The 22,951-nt window shown below is 48.8% G+C and carries 21 protein-coding genes, 1 other RNA gene and 1 pseudogene; 19 read left to right on the forward strand and 4 right to left on the reverse strand.

Translation table 11 applies throughout. The features are described 5' to 3' along the window. Nucleotides 1–4: 4 nt before the first annotated feature. The 16 genes from tpiA (at nt 5) to KNO92_RS03035 (ending at nt 16,689) form a co-directional block, all read left to right on the forward strand. Nucleotides 5–757 (forward strand): triose-phosphate isomerase, encoded by a 753-nt coding sequence (gene tpiA / locus KNO92_RS02960; protein WP_034778525.1) that lies wholly within the window; start codon nt 5–7, stop codon nt 755–757. Beyond that, nucleotides 758–2,296 carry a 2,3-bisphosphoglycerate-independent phosphoglycerate mutase gene (gene gpmI / locus KNO92_RS02965; RefSeq protein ID WP_214693552.1) on the forward strand — a complete coding sequence of 513 codons (1,539 nt, stop codon included), beginning with the start codon at nt 758–760 and terminating at the stop codon, nt 2,294–2,296. A gap of 36 nt (nt 2,297–2,332) precedes the next feature. Continuing rightward, on the forward strand, nt 2,333–3,625 hold the full coding sequence (eno, locus tag KNO92_RS02970; RefSeq protein ID WP_214693550.1) for a phosphopyruvate hydratase: 1,293 nt from the start codon (nt 2,333–2,335) through the stop codon (nt 3,623–3,625). 294 nt (nt 3,626–3,919) lie between these two features. Further along, nucleotides 3,920–4,717 carry a phosphotransferase gene (locus KNO92_RS02975; RefSeq protein ID WP_214760073.1) on the forward strand — a complete coding sequence of 266 codons (798 nt, stop codon included), beginning with the start codon at nt 3,920–3,922 and terminating at the stop codon, nt 4,715–4,717. Between the two features lie 231 nt (nt 4,718–4,948). Continuing rightward, on the forward strand, nt 4,949–5,830 hold the full coding sequence (gene galU / locus KNO92_RS02980; RefSeq protein WP_214693547.1) for a UTP--glucose-1-phosphate uridylyltransferase GalU: 882 nt from the start codon (nt 4,949–4,951) through the stop codon (nt 5,828–5,830). A 21-nt stretch (nt 5,831–5,851) separates the two neighbouring features. Then, nucleotides 5,852–7,060 carry a glycosyltransferase family 4 protein gene (locus KNO92_RS02985; protein ID WP_074033967.1) on the forward strand — a complete coding sequence of 403 codons (1,209 nt, stop codon included), beginning with the start codon at nt 5,852–5,854 and terminating at the stop codon, nt 7,058–7,060. Continuing rightward, nucleotides 7,057–8,397, forward strand: coding sequence for a glycosyltransferase (locus KNO92_RS02990; protein ID WP_214760074.1), 1,341 nt, complete (start codon nt 7,057–7,059; stop codon nt 8,395–8,397). Before KNO92_RS02985 ends, KNO92_RS02990 begins: the two co-directional genes overlap by 4 nt. A 48-nt stretch (nt 8,398–8,445) precedes the next feature. Continuing rightward, complete coding sequence (locus KNO92_RS02995; RefSeq protein WP_083600113.1) at nt 8,446–9,333, forward strand: YitT family protein; 888 nt, start codon at nt 8,446–8,448, stop codon at nt 9,331–9,333. Nucleotides 9,334–9,406: 73 nt separating this feature from the next. Beyond that, nucleotides 9,407–9,631, forward strand: coding sequence for a preprotein translocase subunit SecG (gene secG, locus KNO92_RS03000; protein ID WP_012726902.1), 225 nt, complete (start codon nt 9,407–9,409; stop codon nt 9,629–9,631). 102 nt (nt 9,632–9,733) lie between these two features. After that, the gene (locus KNO92_RS03005) at nt 9,734–10,474 is read left to right on the forward strand and encodes an alpha/beta hydrolase (protein ID WP_074033592.1); all 741 of its coding nucleotides are present in this window, start codon (nt 9,734–9,736) and stop codon (nt 10,472–10,474) included. Between the two features lie 15 nt (nt 10,475–10,489). After that, entirely contained in the window at nt 10,490–12,895 is a 2,406-nt protein-coding gene (gene rnr / locus KNO92_RS03010) for a ribonuclease R (RefSeq protein WP_214693543.1), read from the forward strand. Between the two features lie 54 nt (nt 12,896–12,949). Then, entirely contained in the window at nt 12,950–13,420 is a 471-nt protein-coding gene (gene smpB, locus KNO92_RS03015; protein WP_214693541.1) for an SsrA-binding protein SmpB, read from the forward strand. 49 nt (nt 13,421–13,469) lie between these two features. Next, nucleotides 13,470–13,825, forward strand: a transfer-messenger RNA (tmRNA) gene (ssrA, locus tag KNO92_RS03020). Between the two features lie 114 nt (nt 13,826–13,939). Continuing rightward, a complete protein-coding gene (locus tag KNO92_RS03025; RefSeq protein ID WP_214760075.1) occupies nt 13,940–14,083 on the forward strand; it encodes an alcohol dehydrogenase in 144 nt (47 codons plus the stop codon). 550 nt (nt 14,084–14,633) lie between these two features. After that, on the forward strand, nt 14,634–15,302 hold the full coding sequence (locus KNO92_RS14965; protein ID WP_214760077.1) for an SLATT domain-containing protein: 669 nt from the start codon (nt 14,634–14,636) through the stop codon (nt 15,300–15,302). 22 nt (nt 15,303–15,324) lie between these two features. Continuing rightward, entirely contained in the window at nt 15,325–16,689 is a 1,365-nt protein-coding gene (locus KNO92_RS03035; RefSeq protein ID WP_214760079.1) for a reverse transcriptase domain-containing protein, read from the forward strand. 427 nt (nt 16,690–17,116) lie between these two features. Here KNO92_RS03035 and KNO92_RS03040 read toward each other — a convergent pair whose 3' ends face one another. After that, the gene (locus KNO92_RS03040; protein WP_214760082.1) at nt 17,117–17,305 is read right to left on the reverse strand and encodes a hypothetical protein; all 189 of its coding nucleotides are present in this window, start codon (nt 17,303–17,305) and stop codon (nt 17,117–17,119) included. 135 nt (nt 17,306–17,440) lie between these two features. Here KNO92_RS03040 and KNO92_RS03045 point away from each other — a divergent pair, with 135 nt between their 5' ends. Then, nucleotides 17,441–18,853, forward strand: coding sequence for an NAD(P)H-binding protein (locus KNO92_RS03045; RefSeq protein WP_214760084.1), 1,413 nt, complete (start codon nt 17,441–17,443; stop codon nt 18,851–18,853). 28 nt (nt 18,854–18,881) lie between these two features. On the opposite strand, the gene KNO92_RS03050 is transcribed toward KNO92_RS03045, so the two are convergent. Continuing rightward, entirely contained in the window at nt 18,882–19,535 is a 654-nt protein-coding gene (locus KNO92_RS03050; RefSeq protein ID WP_214760087.1) for a hypothetical protein, read from the reverse strand. 223 nt (nt 19,536–19,758) lie between these two features. On the opposite strand from KNO92_RS03050, the pseudogene KNO92_RS14780 reads away from it, so the two are divergent. Beyond that, a pseudogene (locus KNO92_RS14780) lies at nt 19,759–20,838 on the forward strand (SulP family inorganic anion transporter); the annotation flags it as partial. Between the two features lie 93 nt (nt 20,839–20,931). Next, on the forward strand, nt 20,932–21,288 hold the full coding sequence (locus KNO92_RS14785) for an STAS domain-containing protein (protein ID WP_251127064.1): 357 nt from the start codon (nt 20,932–20,934) through the stop codon (nt 21,286–21,288). On the opposite strand, the gene KNO92_RS03060 is transcribed toward KNO92_RS14785, so the two are convergent. Continuing rightward, nucleotides 21,285–21,614, reverse strand: coding sequence for a YolD-like family protein (locus KNO92_RS03060; RefSeq protein ID WP_214760090.1), 330 nt, complete (start codon nt 21,612–21,614; stop codon nt 21,285–21,287). The two genes, KNO92_RS14785 and KNO92_RS03060, sit on opposite strands and share 4 nt — an antisense overlap. Beyond that, nucleotides 21,611–22,906: a Y-family DNA polymerase gene (locus KNO92_RS03065; protein WP_214760092.1), complete on the reverse strand. Its 1,296-nt coding sequence runs from the start codon at nt 22,904–22,906 to the stop codon at nt 21,611–21,613. Before KNO92_RS03065 ends, KNO92_RS03060 begins: the two co-directional genes overlap by 4 nt. Nucleotides 22,907–22,951: the final 45 nt, after the last annotated feature.

The raw sequence follows: 22,951 nt of genomic DNA on the forward strand, positions 1-22,951 counted from the left end.
ATCGATGCGTAAACCGATTATTGCAGGTAACTGGAAAATGAACAAAACACTCTCGGAAGCTGTCGCTTTCGTAGAGGAAGTTAAAAACAACATCCCGTCTACTGACAAAGTAGATGCAGCGATTGGTGCTCCGGCACTTTTCCTCGCACCGATGGTAGAAGCAGCTAAAGGGTCAAACTTGAAGCTCGGTGCACAAAACATGTACGACAAAGATAGCGGTGCATACACTGGCGAAATCAGCCCAGCTATGGTCGCTGACCTCGGCGTGACTTATGTCATCCTCGGTCACTCAGAACGTCGTGAGTACTTCGGCGAATCAGATGCGTTCATCAACAGCAAAACGAAAAAAGCGTTCGAACACGGTCTTACGCCAATCGTTTGTGTCGGTGAAACACTTGAAGAGCGCGAAGGCGACAAGTTCGAAGAAGTCATCAAAACACAAGTCGAAGGCGGTCTCGCTGACCTCTCTGCTGACCAAGTCAAACAACTCGTCATCGCGTACGAGCCAGTTTGGGCAATCGGTACAGGTAAATCAGCAGACGAAGCTGACGCACAAAGCTCTTGTAAGTATGTTCGTGACGTGGTGAAAGGTCTTTACGGCGAAGACGTAGCGGCTGCAGTACGCATCCAATACGGTGGATCTGTAAAACCTGAGAACATCAAAGAGTACATGGCACAAGAAGACATCGACGGCGCACTCGTCGGCGGTGCTTCACTCGAAGCCGCTTCGTTCCTCAAATTGTTGGAGGCGATTTAAATGGCTAGACCAGTCGCACTCATCATCTTAGATGGTTTCGGGATGCGTGATGAATCGTTCGGTAACGCGGTCATGGCTGCGGACAAACCGAACTTCGATCGCTACTGGGAGCAGTATCCACATACGCTCTTAAACGCAAAAGGCGAGTACGTCGGTCTTCCAGAAGGACAGATGGGGAACTCGGAAGTCGGTCACTTGAATATCGGTGCCGGTCGAGTCGTCTATCAGTCACTCTCACGCGTCAACAACGCAATCCAAGACCGTTCGTTCTTCGACCGTCAGGCGATGAACCATTTGGCAGGACATGTGAAGAAACATGACTCGAGTCTCCATATCATGGGCCTCGTGTCGGATGGCGGGATTCACTCGCATATCAAACACATGTATGCCGTCGTTGAGTTCGCAAAACTCCACGGCATCGAAAAAGTGTACATTCACGCCTTCACGGACGGCCGTGACTGTGATCCGAAGTCAGGTGCTGGTTTCCTCAAGGAAACTGAAGAAAAGCTAGCTGAACTCGGTGTCGGTCAAGTCGCTAGCGTGTCTGGTCGCTACTATGCCATGGACCGCGACAACCGTTGGGAGCGCGTCGAGAAAGTATATGACGTCCTCGTAAACGGAAAAGGTGAAGTCGGTACGGACCCAGTCGAGGTTCTCAAGAAGTCGTATGAGAACGATTTGACGGATGAGTTCGTCTTACCGACAGTCATCGAAAAAGATGGAAAGCCGGTCGCGACGATTCAAGACAACGATGCGATCATGTTCTTCAACTTCCGTCCGGACCGAGCGATTCAGTTGTCGAAAGTGTTCAAAGAGAAATCTGGATTCGAAGGCTTTACACTCTCTGACAAACATCCTGAGAACCTTCTTCTCGTCTCGATGACGAAGTACTCGGATGATATCGACACGGACATCGTCTTCCCACCGGAAGATTTGAAAAACACACTCGGGGAAACACTCTCTGCGCAAGGATACAAACAGCTCCGTGCCGCAGAAACAGAGAAGTACCCACACGTCACATTCTTCTTGAACGGACAAAAAGAAAAACCATTCGAAGGCGAGGATCGTCTCCTCATTCCTTCACCGAAAGTTGCGACATACGACTTGCAACCAGAAATGAGTGCGTACGAACTCACAGACGGCTTGCTCGAGCGTATCGAGTCGGATGAGTATGATGCATACATCATCAACTTCGCGAACCCGGATATGGTTGGTCACTCAGGTAAGCTTGAGCCGACGAAGAAAGCGATCGAAGCAGTCGATGAATGCCTCGGTAAAGTAGTGGACGCATTACTTGCTAAAGGCGGCGCGGCCATCATCACAGCAGACCACGGGAACGCAGACATCGTCACGAACCCAGACGGTTCGCCGATGACAGCGCACACGACGGAACCTGTTCCGTGCATCATCACAAAAGAGGGAGTCGAACTGAAACCAGTTCTCGAAGGCGCACTTTGCGACCTCGCCCCAACGCTTCTCGACCTTCTCGGTGGAGAGCAACCAGCTGAAATGACTGGTTCATCAATCGTTACAAAATAATACAACTATTTTTCATACGAAAAGGAGCGATTTTTCATGTCAATGATTACAGAAATTTACGCACGCGAGATTTTAGATTCACGCGGTAACCCATCAGTAGAAGTAGAAGTCTTCACAGAAGACGGCGGTTTCGGCCGTGCCCTCGTCCCATCAGGCGCATCAACAGGTGAGCACGAAGCAGTTGAGCTTCGCGATGGCGACAAGTCACGTTACCTCGGTAAAGGTGTCTTGAAAGCAGTTGCAAACGTGAACGACACGATTGCACCAGAACTCATCGGCTACGATGTTTTCGACCAAAACGCAATCGATGCGAAAATGATCGAACTCGACGGTACAAAAAACAAAGGTAAACTCGGCGCAAACGCAATCCTTGGTGTCTCAATGGCAGCAGCACACGCAGCAGCAGACGAGCTCGGCCTTCCACTTTACACGTACCTCGGTGGATTCAACGCGAAGACACTTCCAACTCCAATGATGAACATCATCAACGGTGGTTCACACGCGGACAACAACGTTGACTTCCAAGAGTTCATGATCATGCCTGTTGGCGCGCCAACGTTCCGTGAAGCGCTCCGCATGGGTGCAGAAGTATTCCACGCCCTCAAATCAGTTCTTTCTGGTATGGGTCTTAACACAGCAGTCGGTGACGAAGGTGGTTTCGCACCAAACTTGAAGTCTAACGAAGAAGCAATCACAGTAATCCTTGAAGCAATCGAAAAAGCTGGTTACAAAGCTGGCGAAGATATCTACCTCGCTATGGACGTTGCGTCTTCTGAGTTCTACGACAAGTCGACTGGCAAGTACGAACTCGCTGGCGAAGGCAAGTCAATGACAACTGCTGAGCTCGTAGACTTCTACGCTGAGCTCGTTGACAAGTACCCAATCATCTCAATCGAAGACGGTTGCGACGAAAACGACTGGGACGGCTTCAAATTGCTCACTGACAAAATCGGTGACAAAGTTCAGCTCGTTGGGGATGACCTCTTCGTAACGAACACGGAGAAACTTGCTGAAGGTATCGAAAAAGGAATCTCGAACTCGATCCTCATCAAAGTTAACCAAATCGGTACGCTCACAGAAACATTCGACGCAATCGAAATGGCTAAAAAAGCTGGTTACACAGCTGTTATCTCACACCGTTCTGGTGAAACAGAAGATGCGACAATCGCGGACATCGCTGTTGCGACAAACGCTGGTCAAATCAAAACAGGTTCACTTTCACGTACAGACCGTATCGCGAAATACAACCAACTTCTCCGCATCGAAGACATGCTCGGCGATGTAGCGAAATACGACGGCATCAAGTCGTTCTACAACCTCAAAAAATAATTGATTGTTTCAGGCTCGCCAAATGGCGGGCCTGTTTTTTTGTGTGGAATAACCGTTTAATCGACGGTGGGAAAACTGATTGGTCGTCAACCCGTCTTGCGGCACCGATGCTTTCTGCAGGCAATCCACGGAGCCTCCTCGCGCTTATGCGCTTGCGGGGTCTCCGCGAGATTGCTTTCCTGCAAGAGTCACGGTTCCGCTTCGACGGGCACGAAAGTTCTGTATCCGCCATTGAGACCTCGTGCCGTGCTGTATACTGAACGTGACTGATAAAGAGTAGGGAGAGATTATTGGATGGACCAATCGAATGAACAAGAAAAAAGATTGAGTGGCGGGAACGTGTCGACTGTTTATAAAAAGGGGAATTATGTCTATCGCACTCAAAAGGAAGGCAGCGAGCGTATTCATCGATGGTTACGTCACTTGGAGGCAAAGCAACTTTCCGGAGTGCCACGCTTTATCGGAATCGATGATCGAGGAAGAGAAGTGTTAACTTACTTGGAAGGAGAAACCGCAGACTATCCGTTAAAGTCTTATATGTGGTCCGATGAGGCGATTCAAGATGTTGCACGACTGATGAGACATCTGCATGATGCGTCGACAGATTTTGAATGGTCATCGGAGTGGGCACCGATTGACAACACGCCTCAACCGTTAGAGGTCATTTGCCATAATGACTTTGCCGTCTACAATACGATTTTTCATGAGGGAAAAGTATCAGGGATCATCGACTTTGATTTGGCTGCGCCAGGTCCGAGAGCTTGGGATATCGTCTACGCGCTTTACACGTTCGTCCCGCTCAGTCGCCGGCATCAAGCTGAATCAGGAGAAGTCATCTATTACGATGCGATTCGAGATGATAAGTCGTATCAAGAACGTGTTTCATTATTCTTAAAGGCGTACGGTTGGGACGACCCTAAGGAAGACTTATTTGAGATGTTGCAGTTACGCATCGAGGCACTCTGTCTGTTGATGAAGCGGAAAGCCGCTGAAGGGGATATCGCCTTCCAAAAGATGATGGATGAGGGGCACTACGATCATTACCAAGAAGAACTTCGTTTCATTCAAGCACATGGTCAGAAGTGGTTCTGAAACGATGTAGGAAGGGAATAGATTAGTGAAGCACAAATGGAGAGGCGTTTCTCATGATGATGCTAGGGATTCTTCTCGTCATCGGTCTGATCACATTTGGGGTGTGGTATTATCTAAAAACGAAGCGTGACGACAATTGGTCATGACTCTTTTGTCATGACCTCTATTTTGTGTCAGAACACACAAATATTGGGTATACTCATTACATAATGAGTAAAGGAGCCAATGCTAATGACACGAGTACGTAAAGCCATCATCCCAGCCGCCGGTCTCGGCACCCGCTTCCTACCAGCCACGAAAGCCATGCCAAAAGAGATGTTGCCGATCGTCAACAAGCCGACGATTCAGTTCATCGTCGAAGAAGCCGTCGCCTCTGGAATCGAAGACATCATCATCGTCACGGGTAAGAACAAGCGCGCCATTGAAGATCATTTTGACCGTGCGCTCGAGTTGGAACAAAACTTGGAGTCAAAAGGGAAGACCCGCTTACTCGAATCGGTCCGACACTCCTCGAACTTGGCGAACATTCACTACATACGCCAACAGGAGCCAAAAGGTCTCGGTCATGCGATTTGGTGTGCTCGGAAATTCATTGGGGACGAACCGTTCGCGGTTTTACTCGGGGACGATATCATTGAATCCGACGTGCCGGCGACGAAACAGTTGATTGACCAATATGAGGCGCATGAACGCTCGATCATCGGTGTGCAGCGTGTCCCGTATGAAATGACGAACCGATATGGTATAATTGACCCGCTTGCCGTTGAAGGGAAGCTTATCCCGGTGCGGACGTTCGTCGAGAAGCCGCCCGTCGGTGAGGCCCCATCGAACTTTGCCATCCTTGGTCGCTATGTGCTGACACCGGACGTCTTTGAGGCGTTGTCAGGGCAAGAAGCAGGGGCAGGAGGCGAGATTCAATTGACGGATGCGATCGCACGCTTGAATGAAGCGCAGACGGTCTTTGCTTACGAATTTGATGGTCGACGCTATGACGTCGGGGAACCGATTGGATTCGTCGAGACGACGATTTGCCACGCGCTCAGCGATCCTGATTTAAAAGATGACGTCCATGCCTTGTTAAAACGGCTCGTGGACGAACTTGATCAACAGTAAGGTGTGTTATTTTTGAAAACTATGCTCATGGTGTGTCAAAACTATTATCCGGAGATCGGCAGCGCCGGTAACCGGATGCAAAACATTACGCATTTGATGAAGCAGCGCGGGTATGAAGTCGAGGTCATCACGGCCGCCCCTTCGTACCCGAGCTTTGATATGTATCAGGACGACCGTTTCTGGAATGACCGGGAGTTGAACGACCAACCGTTCATCAAACGACTCATCACGAAGAAGCGGAAACATACGTCCAACATGGTCAGCCGTCTCTTCTTGTTCCTCGAACAGATGGTGAAAGGGATTGGGTCCGTCCGCCAGTTAAAATTGAAGCCAGACGTCGTATTTGCGACGACCCCTTCTTTTTTTATGGCATTTGTTGGGGTATATGCAAAACGGAAGTATCGTGTCCCTCTCATTTTAGACGTTCGTGACCTTTGGCCGGAATCGGTGAAAGGGGTCGGCGTGTTCAAACACGACTGGGTGCTCGCGCCGGCATTTTGGCTCGAGAAGCGACTGTATCGTGCCGCTGACGAAGTCATCATCAACTCGGAAGGCTTCCGCAGCTATCTGCGTCAACGCGGTGTCCCGAACGAGAAAATCCACTACATGCCGAACTCGATTCGGGAGTCGGAACGAGCGCTTGAGCGGACGATCCCGCCGGACGACCGGATGGAGATTCTATATGCCGGAAACATGGGGCTCGCGCAAGACGTCTCGCTCTTACTCGAACTTGCCGAACGGTTCCGTGACGAACCACGGATTCACTTCAAACTGATCGGCTACGGGTATCGGAAAGAAGAGTTGAAGCAGACGATCAAAGAGCGTGGTTTCCAAAACTTCTTGTTCCTTGAAGCGATGCCACGGACGGAGGCGTTTCAGGCGATTAAAAATGCGGACGTCGCCTTTGTCAGCCTGATCGAGCAAGAAGTGTTCGATACGGTCATCCCTGGGAAACTCATCGACTATATGGCGGTCGGCAAACCGATTGTCGCAGCAGTGTCAGGCCATGCGGCGAATGTCATTGAAGCGGCTGAAGTCGGATTCGTCTCTCGGAAGCGGGATATCGATGAGATCGAGCGGATTCTCCGCAAGCTCCTCGACCGACCGGACCTTCGGGAGGCGCTTGGGGCGAACGGGATTCGTTACGTCAAAGAAAATTTATGTTGGGAAGAGAATATCGACGTGTTAGATCAAGTCGTACAACAGTTAGTGATGGAGGAAACACAATGAAGTCAGTATGTATGTTTGTATGGAATCATTTTACGAATGATGCGCGCGTCCTTCGCGAATGCTCGGCACTCGCCGAGGCAGGTTATGAAGTTGATTTGATTGCGCTCCAAGACCCGAAAAATAAAGAGTTACCGAAAGAAGAGATTCGTCCGGAAGGCTTCCGCGTCATCCGCGTGAAGCGTCAGCCATCGATTCTCGTCAACGCGCTCAAGTTCGCGAAGAAGACGTACCAATGGGTGAGCGAGAAACGGACCCGTCAAATTGGTGCCGGACTCGTCGGTGCCGGCTTGTTCCTACTCGCACCGTTCACGATGCTCGCTCTCGGGGCAGCGGTCGGAACGATCTTGTTGCCGCAAGTACGTAAGCAAATCGTCAACGCGAGTGCGATGCTCGAGATGGTGTTCACGTCGACGAAGAAGTCATATGACTTTTATCATGCGAACGATTTGAACACGCTCCCGCAGGCACTCCTCGCCGGAAAAGTGTTCAACAAAGGCCGAATCGTTTACGATTCACACGAAGTGCAGACGGACCGTACCGGTTACGGCTATATCCAAAGTAACCTCGAAGGATGGCTCTTGCCGTTCGTCGATACGATGATGGTCGAGAACCATACACGCGCGGCACACAACGAAGAGTTATACGGATTCTACCCGTACGTGCTCCACAACTATCCGTTCTATCGTCCGCTCGACTTCTCGCTCCGTAAGGACTTGCATGCGCTTCTCGACTTGCCAAAAGACGAGAAGATCCTCTTGTACCAAGGTGGGATTCAAGCTGGGCGTGGTCTCGAACAACTCGTGCTCGCGGCGAAAGACTTCAAAGAAGGTACGCTCGTCATGATCGGGGACGGGAAGCTCAAACCGACGATTCAACAGTTGATTAAGACGGAAGGCGTCGGCGATCGTGTCAAGATGATTGACAAAGTACCGGTCGAAGCGTTACCTTACTATACGATGAACGCCTACTTAGGCTTCCAAGTATTGAACAACGTCTGCTTCAACCACTACTCGGCGTCGTCGAACAAATTGTTCGAGTATTTGATGGCCGAAGTACCGGTCGTCTCATGTGACTTCCCTGAGATCGAACGGGTCGTTGCGGGGAACGATGTCGGGGTGCTCGTCGACTCGCACGATCCACAATCGATCGCAGACGGCGTCAACCGGATGATTGAAGACCAAGCACTCTATGCGCGTGTCAAAGAGAACACGAAGACCGCGCGTGAGAAATATAACTGGGATTTGGAAAAAGAGGCACTCTTGAACGTCTACGCGAACGCAGCGGAGCGCAAGTTGCCGATTATGAAAGACGGTGCGCCAAAGCCAGTACAATCTTAAGACTGCGGCTTTGGCCGCGGTCTTTTTTATATGGAAGGAGGACAATTTATGAAACGTCAACAGCAACATCTATTGCGTCAACAAGTATGGCGCAAGCTACAAACCATCTCGGTGAAGGACATCGCCTGGATCATCGCGGGCTCATTCATTCTCTCATTCGGGGTCAACTACTTCACCGTACCGAATGATTTCTCGGAAGGTGGCCTGCTCGGGGTCACGATCATCCTGTACTACGTCTTCGGCTGGGACCTCGGGCTCACGTCGATCATCGGGAACGGGATTCTCTTTATCGTCGGTTATAAACTGCTCGACCGCCGGACAATGGTCTATTCGGTCATCGCCGTCGTCGCGACGTCATTCTTCCTTAGTCTGACGCACGATTGGGGCAGCCCTGCCGAGGACAAACTGCTCGCGGCCGTCTACGCCGGGATCATGATCGGGGTCGGGATCGGCATGGTGCTCCGTGTCGGTGGGACGACCGGAGGGGGCGTCATCATCGCCCGTCTCATGGAGCGTTATCTCCACTTGAGCGTCGCCGTCTCGATGTTCATCATCGATGCAATCGTCGTCGCGACATCTGGCTTCTTCTTAGGGGAACAGGTCGTCCTTTATACGCTCATCGCCATCATCATCGGTTCGTGGGTCATCGATCTCGTCGCGGAAGGACTCAACATCCGCAAAGCCGTCACAATCATCAGCGACAAGCAAGAAGAGCTCGCCGTCGTCTTAACGGAGACGCTCGGTCGCTCGGCAACAATCATTCATGGGCACGGCTACTACACGAAGCAGGATAAGAACATGTTGTATATGATCGTCGACAAACGTCAGATCGCGCCACTCAAAAAAATCGTCCAAGTGACGGACGACCGCGCTTTCGTCGTCATCCATCAAGTGAAGGAAGTCATCGGGGAAGGATTCAGCTACCCGTCCCGATAATTTGAATGCTGGTGTTTTGACGATAACTTCTATATAATAAAAGGCGTGTAAATAGAAGGAGGAACTGACTACTATGCAAACGATCGCTACAATCAGCCTACTTGTCGTGGCTGTCTTATTGATTGTCGTCGTACTGCTCATGTCAGGTCGGTCGCAAGGTCTTGGAGCGATTGCAGGTGGCGCGGAGCAGTTGTTCGGACGCCAGAAAGCGCGCGGCTTCGATGCTGTTTTGAACCGAACTGCAGCTGTACTAGGCACTTTGTTTTTCATTTTAGGATTACTAGTCGCATCATTATGATGATAAGGCTGATCGTTCTCGATTTTCACGTGAGGCGGTCAGCTTTTGTTTTTTCGATTTATTTTTTGGGAATAATGTAGATACGAGGAGATGACAGATAAAATGAAAGTGACTGCACCAAAACCGTTCTTCTTCGAGGGCGGAAAACGTGCCGTGTTGATGTTACATGGCTTCACTGGATCGAGCGCGGATGTCCGCATGCTCGGTCGCTTCCTTCAAAAAGAAGGATACACATGTATGGGACCGATCTATCGTGGTCATGCCGTCCCACCGGAAGAGTTACTCCAATATGGACCAGAAGACTGGTGGGAAGACGTCTTGAACGCCTACCAGACACTCGTTGACAAAGGCCATGAGGAGATCGTCGTCTGCGGACTATCGCTAGGTGGCGTGATGTCACTCCGTCTCGCCGAGGAGAAAGACGTCAAGGCGGTCATCCCGATGTGCGCGCCGACTGGAATCGATGCCGAGGACCGCTTGTACAAAGGAGTCCAGGCATATGCCCGAGAATATAAGGGTAGAGAAGAAAAGTCGCCGGAACAGATCGAGCAGGAGATGGCAGAGTTCAAACCAATGCCAACGCTAAAAGACCTCCGTGCCTTCGTCCGCGACACGGCGTCGAAGCTCGAGGACATCTTCGTCCCGACACTCGTCGTCCAAGGCGCCAAAGACAACATGATCGACCCGGAATCGGCGAATCAAATTTACGAGGCGGTCAACACGTTCCAAAAAGAGTTGCTCATTTATGAGAACTCGGGACATGTGATCACGCTCGACAAAGAAAAAGAGAAACTGCACCAGGACGTGCTCGATTTTCTCGAAACGTTAGACTGGTCAGTCTAAGAAGGAGGTGTCACGTTGAATTTACGTGACCAATTACTAGAGATCTTACAGGCGAGCGAGAAACCGCTCTCTGTCGATCAACTGACCGAGCGACTACAGCTCGCGTCGACGGATGACTTCAAAGAACTCATCCGCACATTGAATGCCCTCGAGGAAGAGGGTGCCATCGGCCGGACGCGGACGAACCGTTACGGGACGCTCGCCTCGCTCGGCCAAGTCGCGGGGATCATCTCGATTCACCAGCGCGGATTCGGCTTCTTGTCGGTCGAAGGGGAAGCGGAAGACGTGTTCTTGCCGCCCGACCAACTGAAAGACGTCTACCATGGCGATACGATCCTCGTCAAAAAACGCGAGGACAACCGTGGCAAGACAGAAGGAATTCTTTTGAAAGTATTGAAGCGCGGACTCTCGGAGTTCGTCGGGACGTATACGCTCCCGAGCGGTCGACTCGACCAGTTCGCCTTCATCGAGCCGGATGACAAGCGCATCAACTTCTGGCCGGTCGTCAACCCGGACAAATCGCTCGGTGCCGTCGACGGACATAAAGTCGTCGTGCGCATCACGAAGTATCCGGACGGACGCTTCGCCGGTGCCTGTGACGTCGTCCGCATCATCGGACATAAGAACGACCCAGGCGTCGACATCTTGTCGATCGTCTATAAACACGGTATTCCGACGGAGTTCCCGGAGGACGTGATCGCGCAGGCGAACGCGGTGCCGGACGAGGCGGATGAGAAAGACTTCATCGGTCGCGTCGACCTTCGTGACGAGACGATCTTCACGATTGACGGCGAAGATGCGAAAGACTTGGACGATGCCGTCCACGTCAAAAAACTCGATAACGGGAACTACGAGCTCGGTGTCCATATCGCCGACGTCTCGCATTACGTGAAAGAGGGCTCGCCGCTCGACGTCGAGGCGCTCGAGCGCGGGACGAGTGTATATCTCGTCGACCGTGTTATCCCGATGTTGCCGCACCGACTCTCGAACGGGATTTGTTCCCTCAACCCGCACGTCAACCGCTTGACGCTAAGCTGTGTCATGGAGATCTCCCCGCAAAACGGGAAGGTCGTCAGCCATGACTTGTTCCCGAGTGTCATCAAGACGACGGAACGGATGACGTATACGAACGTCCGTGAGATCATCGAGCGCGATGACGAAGAGACGTTGAAAAAGTACGAGCCGTTCATCGGTGAGTTCGACCTCATGGCCGAGCTCGCGGAAGTCCTTCGGAAACGCCGTAACTCACGCGGTGCCATCAACTTCGATTTCGCCGAGGCGAAAGTCGTTGTCAACGAGGAAGGGAAGCCGGCGGATATCGTGCTTCGTCCACGTTCGGTCGCCGAGAAGTTGATCGAGGAGTTCATGCTCGCGGCCAACGAAACGGTCGCTGAACACTTCCATAAGATGGACGTGCCGTTCATCTATCGTGTCCACGACAATCCGAAACCGGACAAGCTCGACTTCTTCTTCGACTTCGTCGCAAACTTTGGCGTTCACATCGAACGCATCAAAGGACAGACGGTCGAACCGAAGACGCTTCAAAAAATCTTGAAGGCGATCGACGGTGAACCGGAAGAGCCGGTCATCAGCACGATCATGCTTCGCTCGATGCAACAGGCGAAATATGATGATGTCTCGCTTGGTCACTTCGGACTCGCGACGGACTTCTATACGCACTTCACGTCACCGATCCGTCGTTATCCGGACTTGATTGTCCATCGTCTCATGCGCACGTACGTCTTCAACAACGATTTGTCGGAGAAGACGATTGCGAAGTACGAGGATCGTCTCGGGGCGATCGCCGAACAGGCATCGAAACGGGAACGTCGTTCGGTCGACGCAGAACGCGAGACACAGGCGCTCAAGAAAGCCGAATACATGGAAGCCCATCTCGGTGAAGAGTTCGATGGTGTCGTCGCCGGCGTCACGAACTTCGGGATGTTCGTCGAGCTTCCGAATACGATTGAAGGGCTCGTTCGTCTTCAGTCGATGGATGACTACTACCACTTCGACGAATCGCAGCTCATGCTACTTGGGGAGCGGACGAAACGTCAGTTCCGGATCGGGGACGCCGTCCGTGTCAAAGTCGACGCCGTCAATCTAGACGAGCGGACGATTGACTTCACGGTCGTCGGCATGCCGAAACGGGAACCATCGACGCGTCGCCAACCGACGACGATTAAAGCAAAAGGCGGTCGTCCGAAGAAGGATGAGAAAGACCGTCGTGGCGGTCGCGGTCGGGACGATAAGAAGAAGCGCGGCAAACCAGGAAGACCTGGGAAGCCGGGCAAACCAGGTGAGAAACCGAAACGTGACGGGGAGAAGTCTTCCCAAGGCCGTTCGGCACTCGACTTGAAGAAGAAAGACAAGCATAAACGAAAAGGCGACGCCAAACGAGGTGCGAAGAAGCGTCGCTGACGGGGAGGGGCTCGTCCCTTCCTCCGTATCTTGTAGATAAAGGACTGAATGTGTATGGCCAAGAAGAAAGATTCGAACGCACTCGCCCAAAACCGCAAGGCATCCTTCGATTACGCGATCGAGGATACGATTGAGGCAGGCATGGTGCTCACAGGGACGGAGATCAAGTCGGTCCGTCAATCGAAGATCAATATCGCGGATGCGTACGTCCGGTTCGACGGGGGCGAGGCGACGCTGCACAACTGTCATATCAGCCCGTTCGACCAGGGGAACCGCTTCAACCATGAGCCACTTCGCGTCCGAAAGCTATTGTTGCATAAGAAGCAAATTAATCAGCTTATCGGGGCATCTGGGCGTGACGGCTACACGATCATCCCGCTCAAAGTGTATATCAAGAACGGGTTCGCCAAGTGCCTGCTCGGCGTCGGAAAAGGGAAGAAGAAGTACGACAAACGCGAGGACTTGAAGAAGAAAGACGCAAAACGTGACGTCGACCGCGCGATGCGCGATCGGCAAAAATACTGACAACGAATCCTGATTGTGGTATATTAAATATAGTACCAATTACCACCCCGGGGACGTTATGGATTCGACGGGGGTAGGTCGGTCGTATGTGGCGTGTCGAGGGGTCGGCCTCGTTAAAACGCAAACGCCTATAACTGGCAAAACTAACACACAACTCGCAGCAGCCTAAGTGCCCTGCGGATCCTGACATCCATCGCTTGTGTGGATGACTTTCAGGGTCTCAAACTAAGCAAGCTACGCTTCAAACTCGCCGTCTGAGGGCGCGAAGAAGAGATGAAACAGACTGGATGCGACAACGCCTGTTTATCGGCAGTGTCACATCGAGATTCAATAGATAAACTACACACGTAGAAGCATACGTTACGATGCCTTCGGACGCGGGTTCGACTCCCGCCGTCTCCATTTTGAAGCAGTCTGTAACGACTGCAATCAATGATTTTCATGAAGACCTTCTAATTTCATTGAGATTAGAGGGTCTTTGCTTTTGATTGAAGCTAGAAAGAAAGGAAGGTGAAACGCATGGGGAAATATCAATTAGATACGAGAAGCAAAGTAGCTGCGGCGAAATACCAAGACGGGAAAAAACCGACTGTCTCGAACAAGAAGGAACGATTGAACCAGCTTCGTGAAGCGTATTTGCAGAAGCAACAAGATAAGAAGTGATCTGACGAAGGATAATGCAGATTAATTGAGTTCAAGTGTTATTTCATAAGAAGCTGAGATAAGTGGAGAGGAACATCCGTGCGTATTTTTGCATGGATGTCCCTCTTTTTATTTTTGTATTTATTAATTATTTAAATGAAGTGCGAATCACGATTCATCCATTTAAATGTCGCAGCGTCATTTTGTTGGGAGTATCCCACTGAGACTAAATCGACATAGTACGCATATAGAGGGATATGTTACGATGCTATCGGATTCGAACTGGACTCCCGTCATTTCCATTCAAAAAAACAAAGACAAAATCTTTTCTGGGACTTTTTCTTTAGTCTTTGAATTTACTAATTAATTCATTATAAAACTCTATTATTGTAATTAGTATGTTAAAGTTGTAAAGGGATGCCTTTTTAGCCAGTTGGCTAAAAGATTCCTATAAGGAATTATCTAATCAAGGATACATTAAGTATCATTTTAGCTACGGATATCTATTCGTAGACTCTCTTCTCTTTAGTGGCATCCCCATTACTATTTTTCAAATGGAGTGAGTTAAAAAGTGTTCAGTATAATCAAGATAATCAATAGAACTGAAGTAATCGAATTTGACTCGCAAAAAGAGGTAATTAATACTACTCAAGTACAATCTAACAATATTAATGAAATTAAATTAGAAATAAAGAAATATAGAGATACAAGAGTTTACGTCACCAAAAAAATTAGAATGGGTGCTGAAGCACGTATGAATAGAAATAATATGCACTCTATTATTATTTTAAATTTGTATACTTTTACTCTATTGATATACTCGATATTAGCTCTACAGTATCCATCATCGAATTGGATTCCACCTGTTTCTCTAATCATTTCAGTAGGTTTATTTGGGGCTTCGCTTTTTATTAGTTTATACGGATACAGAGAAAAGGCACTTGCATATAAAATGTCATATCTGAGTCTTACAGAGATAGAAACAAATCTAGATTCTCTTTATTTGAATGATACTTTAGACAGTCAAAGACTTTTAAGTCAGTTTGACTCAATTAAGAATAAATATAATGAAGTCCTAAGTAAGACTGAAAATCATCATGATATTGATTACATAATGTATCAGTATTCAGCTAATAATTCATTTGTATCAAAGTACAGACATTATTTAATTAAATCATTTCTGATTTTATTTTTTCTTTATTCATTACCTTTGGTGGGCATTGTTTTTTATTTCATCTAAGTTAATTCAGGAGACGTTTTCTATGAAACAAGCAAATAAAGTATTTAAGACAAAAATGACATTACGTTATTTAAATGAAAAATACCCTCAGTTTATCAAAAATAATACTGCATCGGGAATAGATAGAGTTACTAAAAAAACATTTGATACTAACTTAGAGGAAAATATACTTAATATAATAAAAAAGGTTAATCAAAATAATTATAAATTTACTTATTATAAAGAAAAATTAATACTTAAAAATCGGAATTCTCTACCTCGTCTTATATCTATTCCTACTATCCGGGACCGAATAGTGTTAAAGGTTTTGCATGAGATGCTCATGGAAGTTTTTGAACTAAAACTAGATTTGGTACAAACTCTTATCAGTAGAATTATAAAAAAATCAAATCTTTACGATTCATATATAAAAATTGATTTAACTAATTTTTTCGGTTCTCTTGATCACGATGTTTTAAATAAATCTTTAAATCGTAAAATTAGAAGTAAGAAAATTTTAAAACTTATCAATTGCGCTATAAAAAATCCTACTGTAAACATTAATTACAGAAAAACAAGTACTGTGGAATCGCCAACAGTTGGGGTACCACAAGGGGTTCCTATTGCAAATACATTGGCAGAAATTTACTTTAAATCTCTTGATGATAAATATAAAAATATGAGTAACATTGCATACTTCAGATATGTAGATGATATTTTAATATTATGTAATGAAGATGATCAATTAGAAATAAAAGAACAAATTATTAAGGATTTAATTGACGCATCTAATATGAAATTAATAGTTAATGAAGATAAAACTGTAGATGGACATATTAGTGATAAACTTACATTTTTGGGATATGAATTCGAAAAGAAAAATAGTAAAGTCATATGTCGCGTTAAAAAAGAATCAAAACTAAAAATTGAGAATGCAATTATTGATATACTTACAAGTTATAAAAATTCAAATGGTAAAATAAGCGTAAAAGAACTTGAATTTTACCTTAATTTAAAAATTACTGGAGCAATCGTTGAAGAAAATGGAGTTAATAAAAAATATGGATGGTTATTTTTTTACTCACAGATAAATGACATAAAAACTTTATATCATTTAGATAATTTTATTGAGAAACAACTGAAAAGGTTTGGAATTAACAGGAATGATTCAATAGCTATTAAAAAATTTGTAAAAGCCTACTATGAAATCATTCAAAGAAGAAGCAAAAGTAAGTATATTTATAACCCTAGTGAATTAACTTTAGATCAGAAAAGGAAATTACTCAGAGATGTTTTTTCTATAAAAGATGCAGAATTAAGAAAAGATAATAATGTTGAATATATTTTTTACAAAAAAGTTTATAAAAAAATATACGAGCTTGAAGCTGATGTACAAGATGCATATTGAACATTTGCATAAAGCGTTGTCTGGTGTTTAAACCAGTTGAAAATGTTTTATTCTTCTAATAAAAACTGCACTTCTAGTGTTGAATACCTTTGAGGTTAGAGGTGCAGCTAAAACCTAGATTCTTCGGTTTCTGTTTAATCTTAAAAAGTTAAAAAAGTAACAGTGAAATTTATAATCGAGTCGCCTATTTGACATTCGATAGCACTTAATTCATTCAGTCGATTCCGTTTTCGATTAGATTGCATAATGGAAAAGAACAAACAAAATCAATACAAATATCGCCATGGTACTTACTCGTTTGAATGGTTCCATTGTGGAGCTTCTTTCATATCAAAATAAAGATTGAAGATGTTAAGTGATTTCGAAAGTTAATCCGATTTCATAACAAAGATTATCAATAAATCTCACTATTACTCGAAAACGTGACTTATCGACCCGTGATTTGATCAAACCAACTTGCGACCAAGTCCGCGCTGCCATCTTGGAACATAAATATGGATACTCCGATCATCACAAGCCCGACTAAGATCAATCCACCTTGTTTCGCGCTACTTGCAATCCCTCTCACGACGAGGATCATTCCCAATCCAAGCAAAAGAAAATACCAGAATCCCATAAATATCCCTCCTTTTTCTAATTATTCTCATTTTATTACGTATCGAACGGGCAGGCTCTACATACTTAGACTGATTTATTTTTTCGATAAGACGGGTACATTACCTCTATGTGAAAATGAAGGGGAGTGAGCTTTATGCGGAAAACGATTGTCATTGCGGGGGCGAGCGGCTATATCGGCTCGAACGTGATGGAGCAGCTAAAAGAAGAGTACAACATCATCGCGTTATCGCGATCGACAAAGAATAAAGAAGATGAAGCCCATATCACATGGCGTGCCTGTGACTTATTTTCATATGAGGCAACCAGAGAAGCGTGTGAGGGAGCGGACTACGCCATGTTCCTTGTCCACTCGATGATTCCGAATGGTGGCTTGACGCAGGCGACGTTTGAAGACATGGATGCGCTCATTGCCGATAACTTTGCCCGGGCGACGAAGGCGAACGATATCGAGCAAATCGTCTATTTGAGCGGCATCATTCCGAAACAAGAGAAGACGTTGTCACGTCACTTGAAGAGTCGGCTCGAGGTCGAACGTATCCTCGGCGGACAAGGCGTCCCGGTGACGACGATTCGGGCTGGGCTTATCATCGGTCCGGAAGGTTCATCGTTCCCGATTTTAGCGAAGCTTGTTAAACGATTGCCGTCGATGATCCTGCCACGGTGGACGAAGACGGAGACGCATCCGATCGACATCCGTGAAGCCGTTCAGGCCCTCATCTCGGTCGTCGGTGCCGAATCGCTTTATGACCGTCATATCGACATCGGGGGTCCCGAGGTGATGACCTATCGGAAGATGATCGAACAGACGGCCGAAGTCATGGACAAGCGTCGCGTCTTGATCGACTTCCCATTCCCGACAATCAAACTGTCGCGCCTATGGGTCATGGCCGTCACGGGTGAACCGAAGGCAACCGTCTATCCGCTCGTTGAGAGCATGGGGCATGCGATGGTGGCGGAAGATACCGTCGAAGGCATCGGGCAGGGAGAGATTCCATTCAAACAGGCGGTCGAACATGCCCTTGAAGAAGAGAAGAAACAGTCCTCGGGCGGCAAGAAGAAAAAGCAGCCGAAGTCATATACGGTCCGCTCGATTCAGCGGTTCGGTCTGCCGGAAGAGAAGTCGGCAATTTGGATGGCCGACACGTACTTTGAATGGCTCGGTCGTTTTATGTATCCGCTCATTCAGACGACAAAAGAAGACGATGATTGGGAGATTGCGCTTCTCGATCCGTCATTCGTCGCGCTTCATCTATTACTTGAACGAGAAGCGACGGATGATATGGCATCCTTTGCGATTGACGGGGGCAAGTTCGTCAAATTGAGTGAAGAGGATAAGACGGGACGTCTCGAATTTAGACGATTACCGGAGTCGGATGAAGGGCTCGTCGCCATCCATGAGTTCGTACCGGCACTCCCGTGGTGGTTCTATACGAAGACGCAGGCGAAAGCCCATCTCGTTGTCATGTGGTTGTTCGGTCGTCACGTGAAGTTGCTGGCGAAAGACGCGGAAGACGGTGATCAAGTCGTGGGGGCTCCGACGAATTAAAGGAAGGCGCATCGAAAGGTGCGTCTTTTTATTTTACTTTAATGATGTCAGACGCTACCGTCGGAATGTCATCTCCATTTTGAATGATAAGATAGACGTGTTTTGCTTTAAATGGAGTGTCGTACATGAAGTTTGCTAAGTCCAAGAGAGAGGTATCAAACTCATTGTGAAAAATGGCCGCAAGCTCATACGTCGATACAGAAAACAGTAGAGACGCATGTGTATAATCTTTTTTAGATTTTTTCAGCATGTTCTTTTTTGTTTTTTCAATGTATGCTGCAGCTTGTTCTTTTAGCTGTTCATAACTTTTTAGCCTTGGGTTCCAGACACCTGTATCATTTAATACTTCAGCAATTTCCACTTCTCGTGGTCCGTTTATGTAAGAACTCACTTCGAATTTTTCTTCAATCCCATTTGTATGCAGTAGGACAAAGTCATAATTTTGATTTCCAATGATGACTTTCGCTTTAGCGTCTTTTGGAAAATAAGGTGAGAGAGAGAATACATAGGCTGGTACGAATTCCTCTTGAAACTCTTTGAACTTGCCTATGCGCAACCTCGAAATCTCTAAAGCCGTGCGATCATCTTTAAGAGCCTGAATCACCTCTTCAAAATAACTTTTCATCTCAGTCGGTGTACGATATTCAGACAAATCCTTTAATATGGCAAACTGTTCTTCCATGAATCATATCTCCTTTGTTACAACACGTAATATCAGTTCAACGATTCTAACTTTTTATCAGTGTGTGTCTAATGCCTATTGTACCATCTCGTTCTTTTGTACATTCTGTTAACGTTTTTCTCAACCCGTTTACAAGCCCTCTTTCCAGGCGTACACTAAAATCGTTTTTGAACTGATTGGAAAGAAGGAATGTATGATGCAAGACTCACTCTCCACACGTGAGATGTGGCAAAAAGACGTCTCGGCCGGAATCACGGTCGGTGTCGTCGCCATCCCGCTCGCCATGGCATTCGCCATCGCCTCAGGGGTCCCGCCGGTGTATGGGCTCTATACGTCCATCTTCGCAGGAATCCTCGTCAGCCTGTTCGGAGGTTCGACGTTCCAAATTGCCGGACCGACGGGAGCGTTCATCCCGATTGTCTCGGGTGTCGTCCTCGCATACGGATATGAGGGGTTGCTCGTCACGACCGTTCTTGCGGGGATCTTACTGCTCCTCATGAGTGTGCTTCGGGTCGGACGGCTCATCCGCTTCATGCCCCGTGCCGTCACCATCGGCTTCACGGTCGGGATCGCCGTCGTCATCTTCGTCGACCAGATCGATGAGTTGTTCGGGGTCACGTTTGAGAAGGCGCCACATTTTCACGAGAACTTGCTTCGTCTCGGTCAAGCGTTGCCCGAAGCATCGGTGTGACCGATTGTCATTGCCGGAATCGGCTTCTTGACGCTTTGGCTCGTGCCGAAGCTGCCATTTCGTTTACCGCTCTTATTGATGGCGATGCTCGTCCCGACGCTTGTCAGTCTCTTCATCCCGGGTGAGGTCGCGACCATCGGAAGTGCATACGGCGGCATCCCGAGCGGACTGCCGGAATTCAACTGGCTCGCGATCGACGTCGACTTGATCACCACGCTCCTTCCGTCTGCGTTCGCGATCGCCTTCCTCGGTGCGCTCGAGTCACTCTTATCGGGAACGGTCGCCGATGGGATGGCGGGGACGAAGATGAAGCCGGACAAGGAACTGTTCGGGCAAGGGATCGCGAACGTGATCACACCGTTCTTCGGTGGAATCCCTTCGACAGGTGCGATCGCTCGGACGGCGACGAACATTCAGGCGGGAGCGGTCAGCCGACGCGCCGGCGTTATCCACGGAATCACGGTCCTCGTTGCGGTGCTCGTCCTCGCATCGTTCGCGAGTTACGTGCCGCTCGCCGCACTCGCTCCGATTTTGATGCGTGTCGCCTGGAACATGTCCGAGCGTCATCACGTGATGGCGATGTTACGTCATCGTTCATCCGAGTCGCTCGTCCTCCTCGTTACGCTACTATTGACGGTATTCGTCGATTTGGTCGTCGCCGTCGAGGTCGGGGTCATCTGTGCGCTCGCGCTCTTCGCGAAGCGGATGGCGGATACGATCGACGTGCGTGAACGGACAGAACGGTACGTCACGCGGGACGGACAAATCGTCTTCAGTGTAGAAGGTCCCCTCTTTTTCGGTGCGGTCGAGCTGTTCGAGCACGTCCTCCATCACATCCATCGGGAGCCGAACGTGTTCATCTTCAACTTCCACCGCTGCCCGGTCATCGACGTGACCGCAGTCGAGGAGTTGCGTCGTGTCGTCACCGAACTGAAAGCGGCCGACCGTCACGTCATCTTCGCGCATCTGTCGCCATCGGTCCGTGCGACGTTTGCTCACTTTGGGCTACTCGACGGGATTGAGACGTTCGAGACGACACAAGAGGCAATCGAGGCATCTTAACGAACGGACAAGATATCTCCGAATGGGATGCGCCGTACTTCACCGTCGAACAGTTCGACTTCGCGCTCGGCATAATAGATGGCGTGGACGTAGCCGCGCATGTTTTTCGTCAAACCGTCCACGAACAAGGTCATCTCGACCTGGTCGCCTTCACGAATGGCCCGTTCGAGCTCGGTTTGCCAGAGATAGAGGAGCTGTTCGTCCAAATCGGGTAGCTCGATCTTTTGGATTTGGGCATAATAACGTTTCAGTAGGGCGACGTGCTCGGGCATGAGAAATGGGATCCATTTCAACTCGCCCCGGTCACGATAGCGGGTCTTGCTCATGAGGAATCGCCTCCTTGTTTATGTCCGCCAATTAAGCGTTGGCGCGTCCGAAGCGGACTGTCTTTCAGTAAGCTCGATGCCGGTCGGATCGTGCCGCGACCGAACCGGACGTTCAAACCGTCAATCAAATCGAGGAAGTCGAGCCGTTTCGCCTTCGCCCATTCGTCTTCGAAGAACGACAATTGGACGTGGTCGCTCCGTGGCTCGAGTTTGCCGAGGGCGACCGAGACGTAACGGACGGCTTCCGTCTCTTCCCAGCCGTCTAAAAATAGCTGCAACAAGATGGGTAAAAATTCTTGCTCGTCCGCTGTGAAGCGGGGGAGTTTCTTTTGTTTACTGAATCCACCCCGGTCGCTCGTCCGCGTATAGCGTACCCCGAGATGAATCGTGCCCCCGACGAGTCCCGCTTGCCGGGTCCGCATCCCGACTTCGACCGCAATCGCTTGTAGGACGAGCCGGATCGAGGAATACGTCGTGTAATCTTTCATGAGGGTGATCCCGTGTCCGATCGACTTCGGTCGCGTCCGTTTCGCCCCGAACAAGGAACTCGCCGGCAAGATGGTCGGCGACTCGTCGATGCCCCAGGCGTGATGCCAGAGTTCGGCACCGATGACGCCGAATTTTTCATGAAGGGACTCGAGCGGATAGCGGGCCAAGTCACCAATCGTGAAAATGCCGAGTCGCTGCAAGTGGACCGCCATCTTCGCCCCGACGCCCCACATCTTCTCAATCGGGGCAGGGTGAATCAGTCGCTCGACGTCGTGAAGAAGACACGTGGCGACACCTTCCTTTTTCGCATGCAAGTCGAGGACGAGCTTGGCGAGGACGTTGTTCGGTCCGATGCCAATCGTCACAGGAATGCCCGTATAGCGAAAAATCGTCGCGCGCATGAGGTGGGCGACGTGCTCGTCACTTCCGAACAGCCGCTCCGTTCCCGTCATATCGACGAGCGTCTCGTCAATCGAGTAGACGCGAATCGCTTCGGGCGGAGCGAACTGATGGAGGATGTGGATGATTTGGATGGAGACGTTCAAGTAATGACTCATCCGCGCCTCGGCATACAAAACATCCCGCCGCTCGTGCCACGGAAGACGGTCGATATGAAAACGACGCGACCCGGTCTTGATGCCGAGTTGCTTCATCTTCGGGGTCGCCGCGAGGACGAGCGCCCCGCTGTCCTGTAGATTCGAGAGGACGACGAGCTTCGTGCGGTAAGGATTTTTGTTGCGCGCGGCACACTCGCAACTGGCATAGAACGAGACGCTGTCGATACAAAAGATTCGTCTGCGCATCGTCACCACTCCTTTTTTCACGAACAAATGTTCTGTTTTTCTCAT

It is taken from the genome of Exiguobacterium sp. s129, assembly GCF_018617585.1.
Lineage (GTDB): Bacteria > Bacillota > Bacilli > Exiguobacteriales > Exiguobacteriaceae > Exiguobacterium > Exiguobacterium aestuarii_A.

Bases quoted from the DNA above. Each gene is read 5' to 3' on its own strand.
- KNO92_RS03045 (WP_214760084.1), top strand. From the start codon at position 17,441: ATGCGGAAAACGATTGTCATTGCGGGGGCGAGCGGCTATATCGGCTCG.
- KNO92_RS02975 (WP_214760073.1), top strand. From the start codon at position 3,920: ATGGACCAATCGAATGAACAAGAAAAAAGATTGAGTGGCGGGAACGTG.
- galU (WP_214693547.1), top strand. From the start codon at position 4,949: ATGACACGAGTACGTAAAGCCATCATCCCAGCCGCCGGTCTCGGCACC.
- KNO92_RS03025 (WP_214760075.1), top strand. From the start codon at position 13,940: ATGGGGAAATATCAATTAGATACGAGAAGCAAAGTAGCTGCGGCGAAA.
- secG (WP_012726902.1), top strand. From the start codon at position 9,407: ATGCAAACGATCGCTACAATCAGCCTACTTGTCGTGGCTGTCTTATTG.
- KNO92_RS14785 (WP_251127064.1), top strand. From the start codon at position 20,932: ATGGCGGATACGATCGACGTGCGTGAACGGACAGAACGGTACGTCACG.
- KNO92_RS03005 (WP_074033592.1), top strand. From the start codon at position 9,734: ATGAAAGTGACTGCACCAAAACCGTTCTTCTTCGAGGGCGGAAAACGT.
- KNO92_RS03060 (WP_214760090.1), bottom strand. From the start codon at position 21,614: ATGAGCAAGACCCGCTATCGTGACCGGGGCGAGTTGAAATGGATCCCA.
- KNO92_RS03040 (WP_214760082.1), bottom strand. From the start codon at position 17,305: ATGGGATTCTGGTATTTTCTTTTGCTTGGATTGGGAATGATCCTCGTC.
- eno (WP_214693550.1), top strand. From the start codon at position 2,333: ATGTCAATGATTACAGAAATTTACGCACGCGAGATTTTAGATTCACGC.
- KNO92_RS02985 (WP_074033967.1), top strand. From the start codon at position 5,852: ATGCTCATGGTGTGTCAAAACTATTATCCGGAGATCGGCAGCGCCGGT.
- tpiA (WP_034778525.1), top strand. From the start codon at position 5: ATGCGTAAACCGATTATTGCAGGTAACTGGAAAATGAACAAAACACTC.
- smpB (WP_214693541.1), top strand. From the start codon at position 12,950: ATGGCCAAGAAGAAAGATTCGAACGCACTCGCCCAAAACCGCAAGGCA.
- KNO92_RS03035 (WP_214760079.1), top strand. From the start codon at position 15,325: ATGAAACAAGCAAATAAAGTATTTAAGACAAAAATGACATTACGTTAT.
- KNO92_RS03065 (WP_214760092.1), bottom strand. From the start codon at position 22,906: ATGCGCAGACGAATCTTTTGTATCGACAGCGTCTCGTTCTATGCCAGT.
- KNO92_RS02990 (WP_214760074.1), top strand. From the start codon at position 7,057: ATGAAGTCAGTATGTATGTTTGTATGGAATCATTTTACGAATGATGCG.
- gpmI (WP_214693552.1), top strand. From the start codon at position 758: ATGGCTAGACCAGTCGCACTCATCATCTTAGATGGTTTCGGGATGCGT.
- KNO92_RS02995 (WP_083600113.1), top strand. From the start codon at position 8,446: ATGAAACGTCAACAGCAACATCTATTGCGTCAACAAGTATGGCGCAAG.
- KNO92_RS03050 (WP_214760087.1), bottom strand. From the start codon at position 19,535: ATGGAAGAACAGTTTGCCATATTAAAGGATTTGTCTGAATATCGTACA.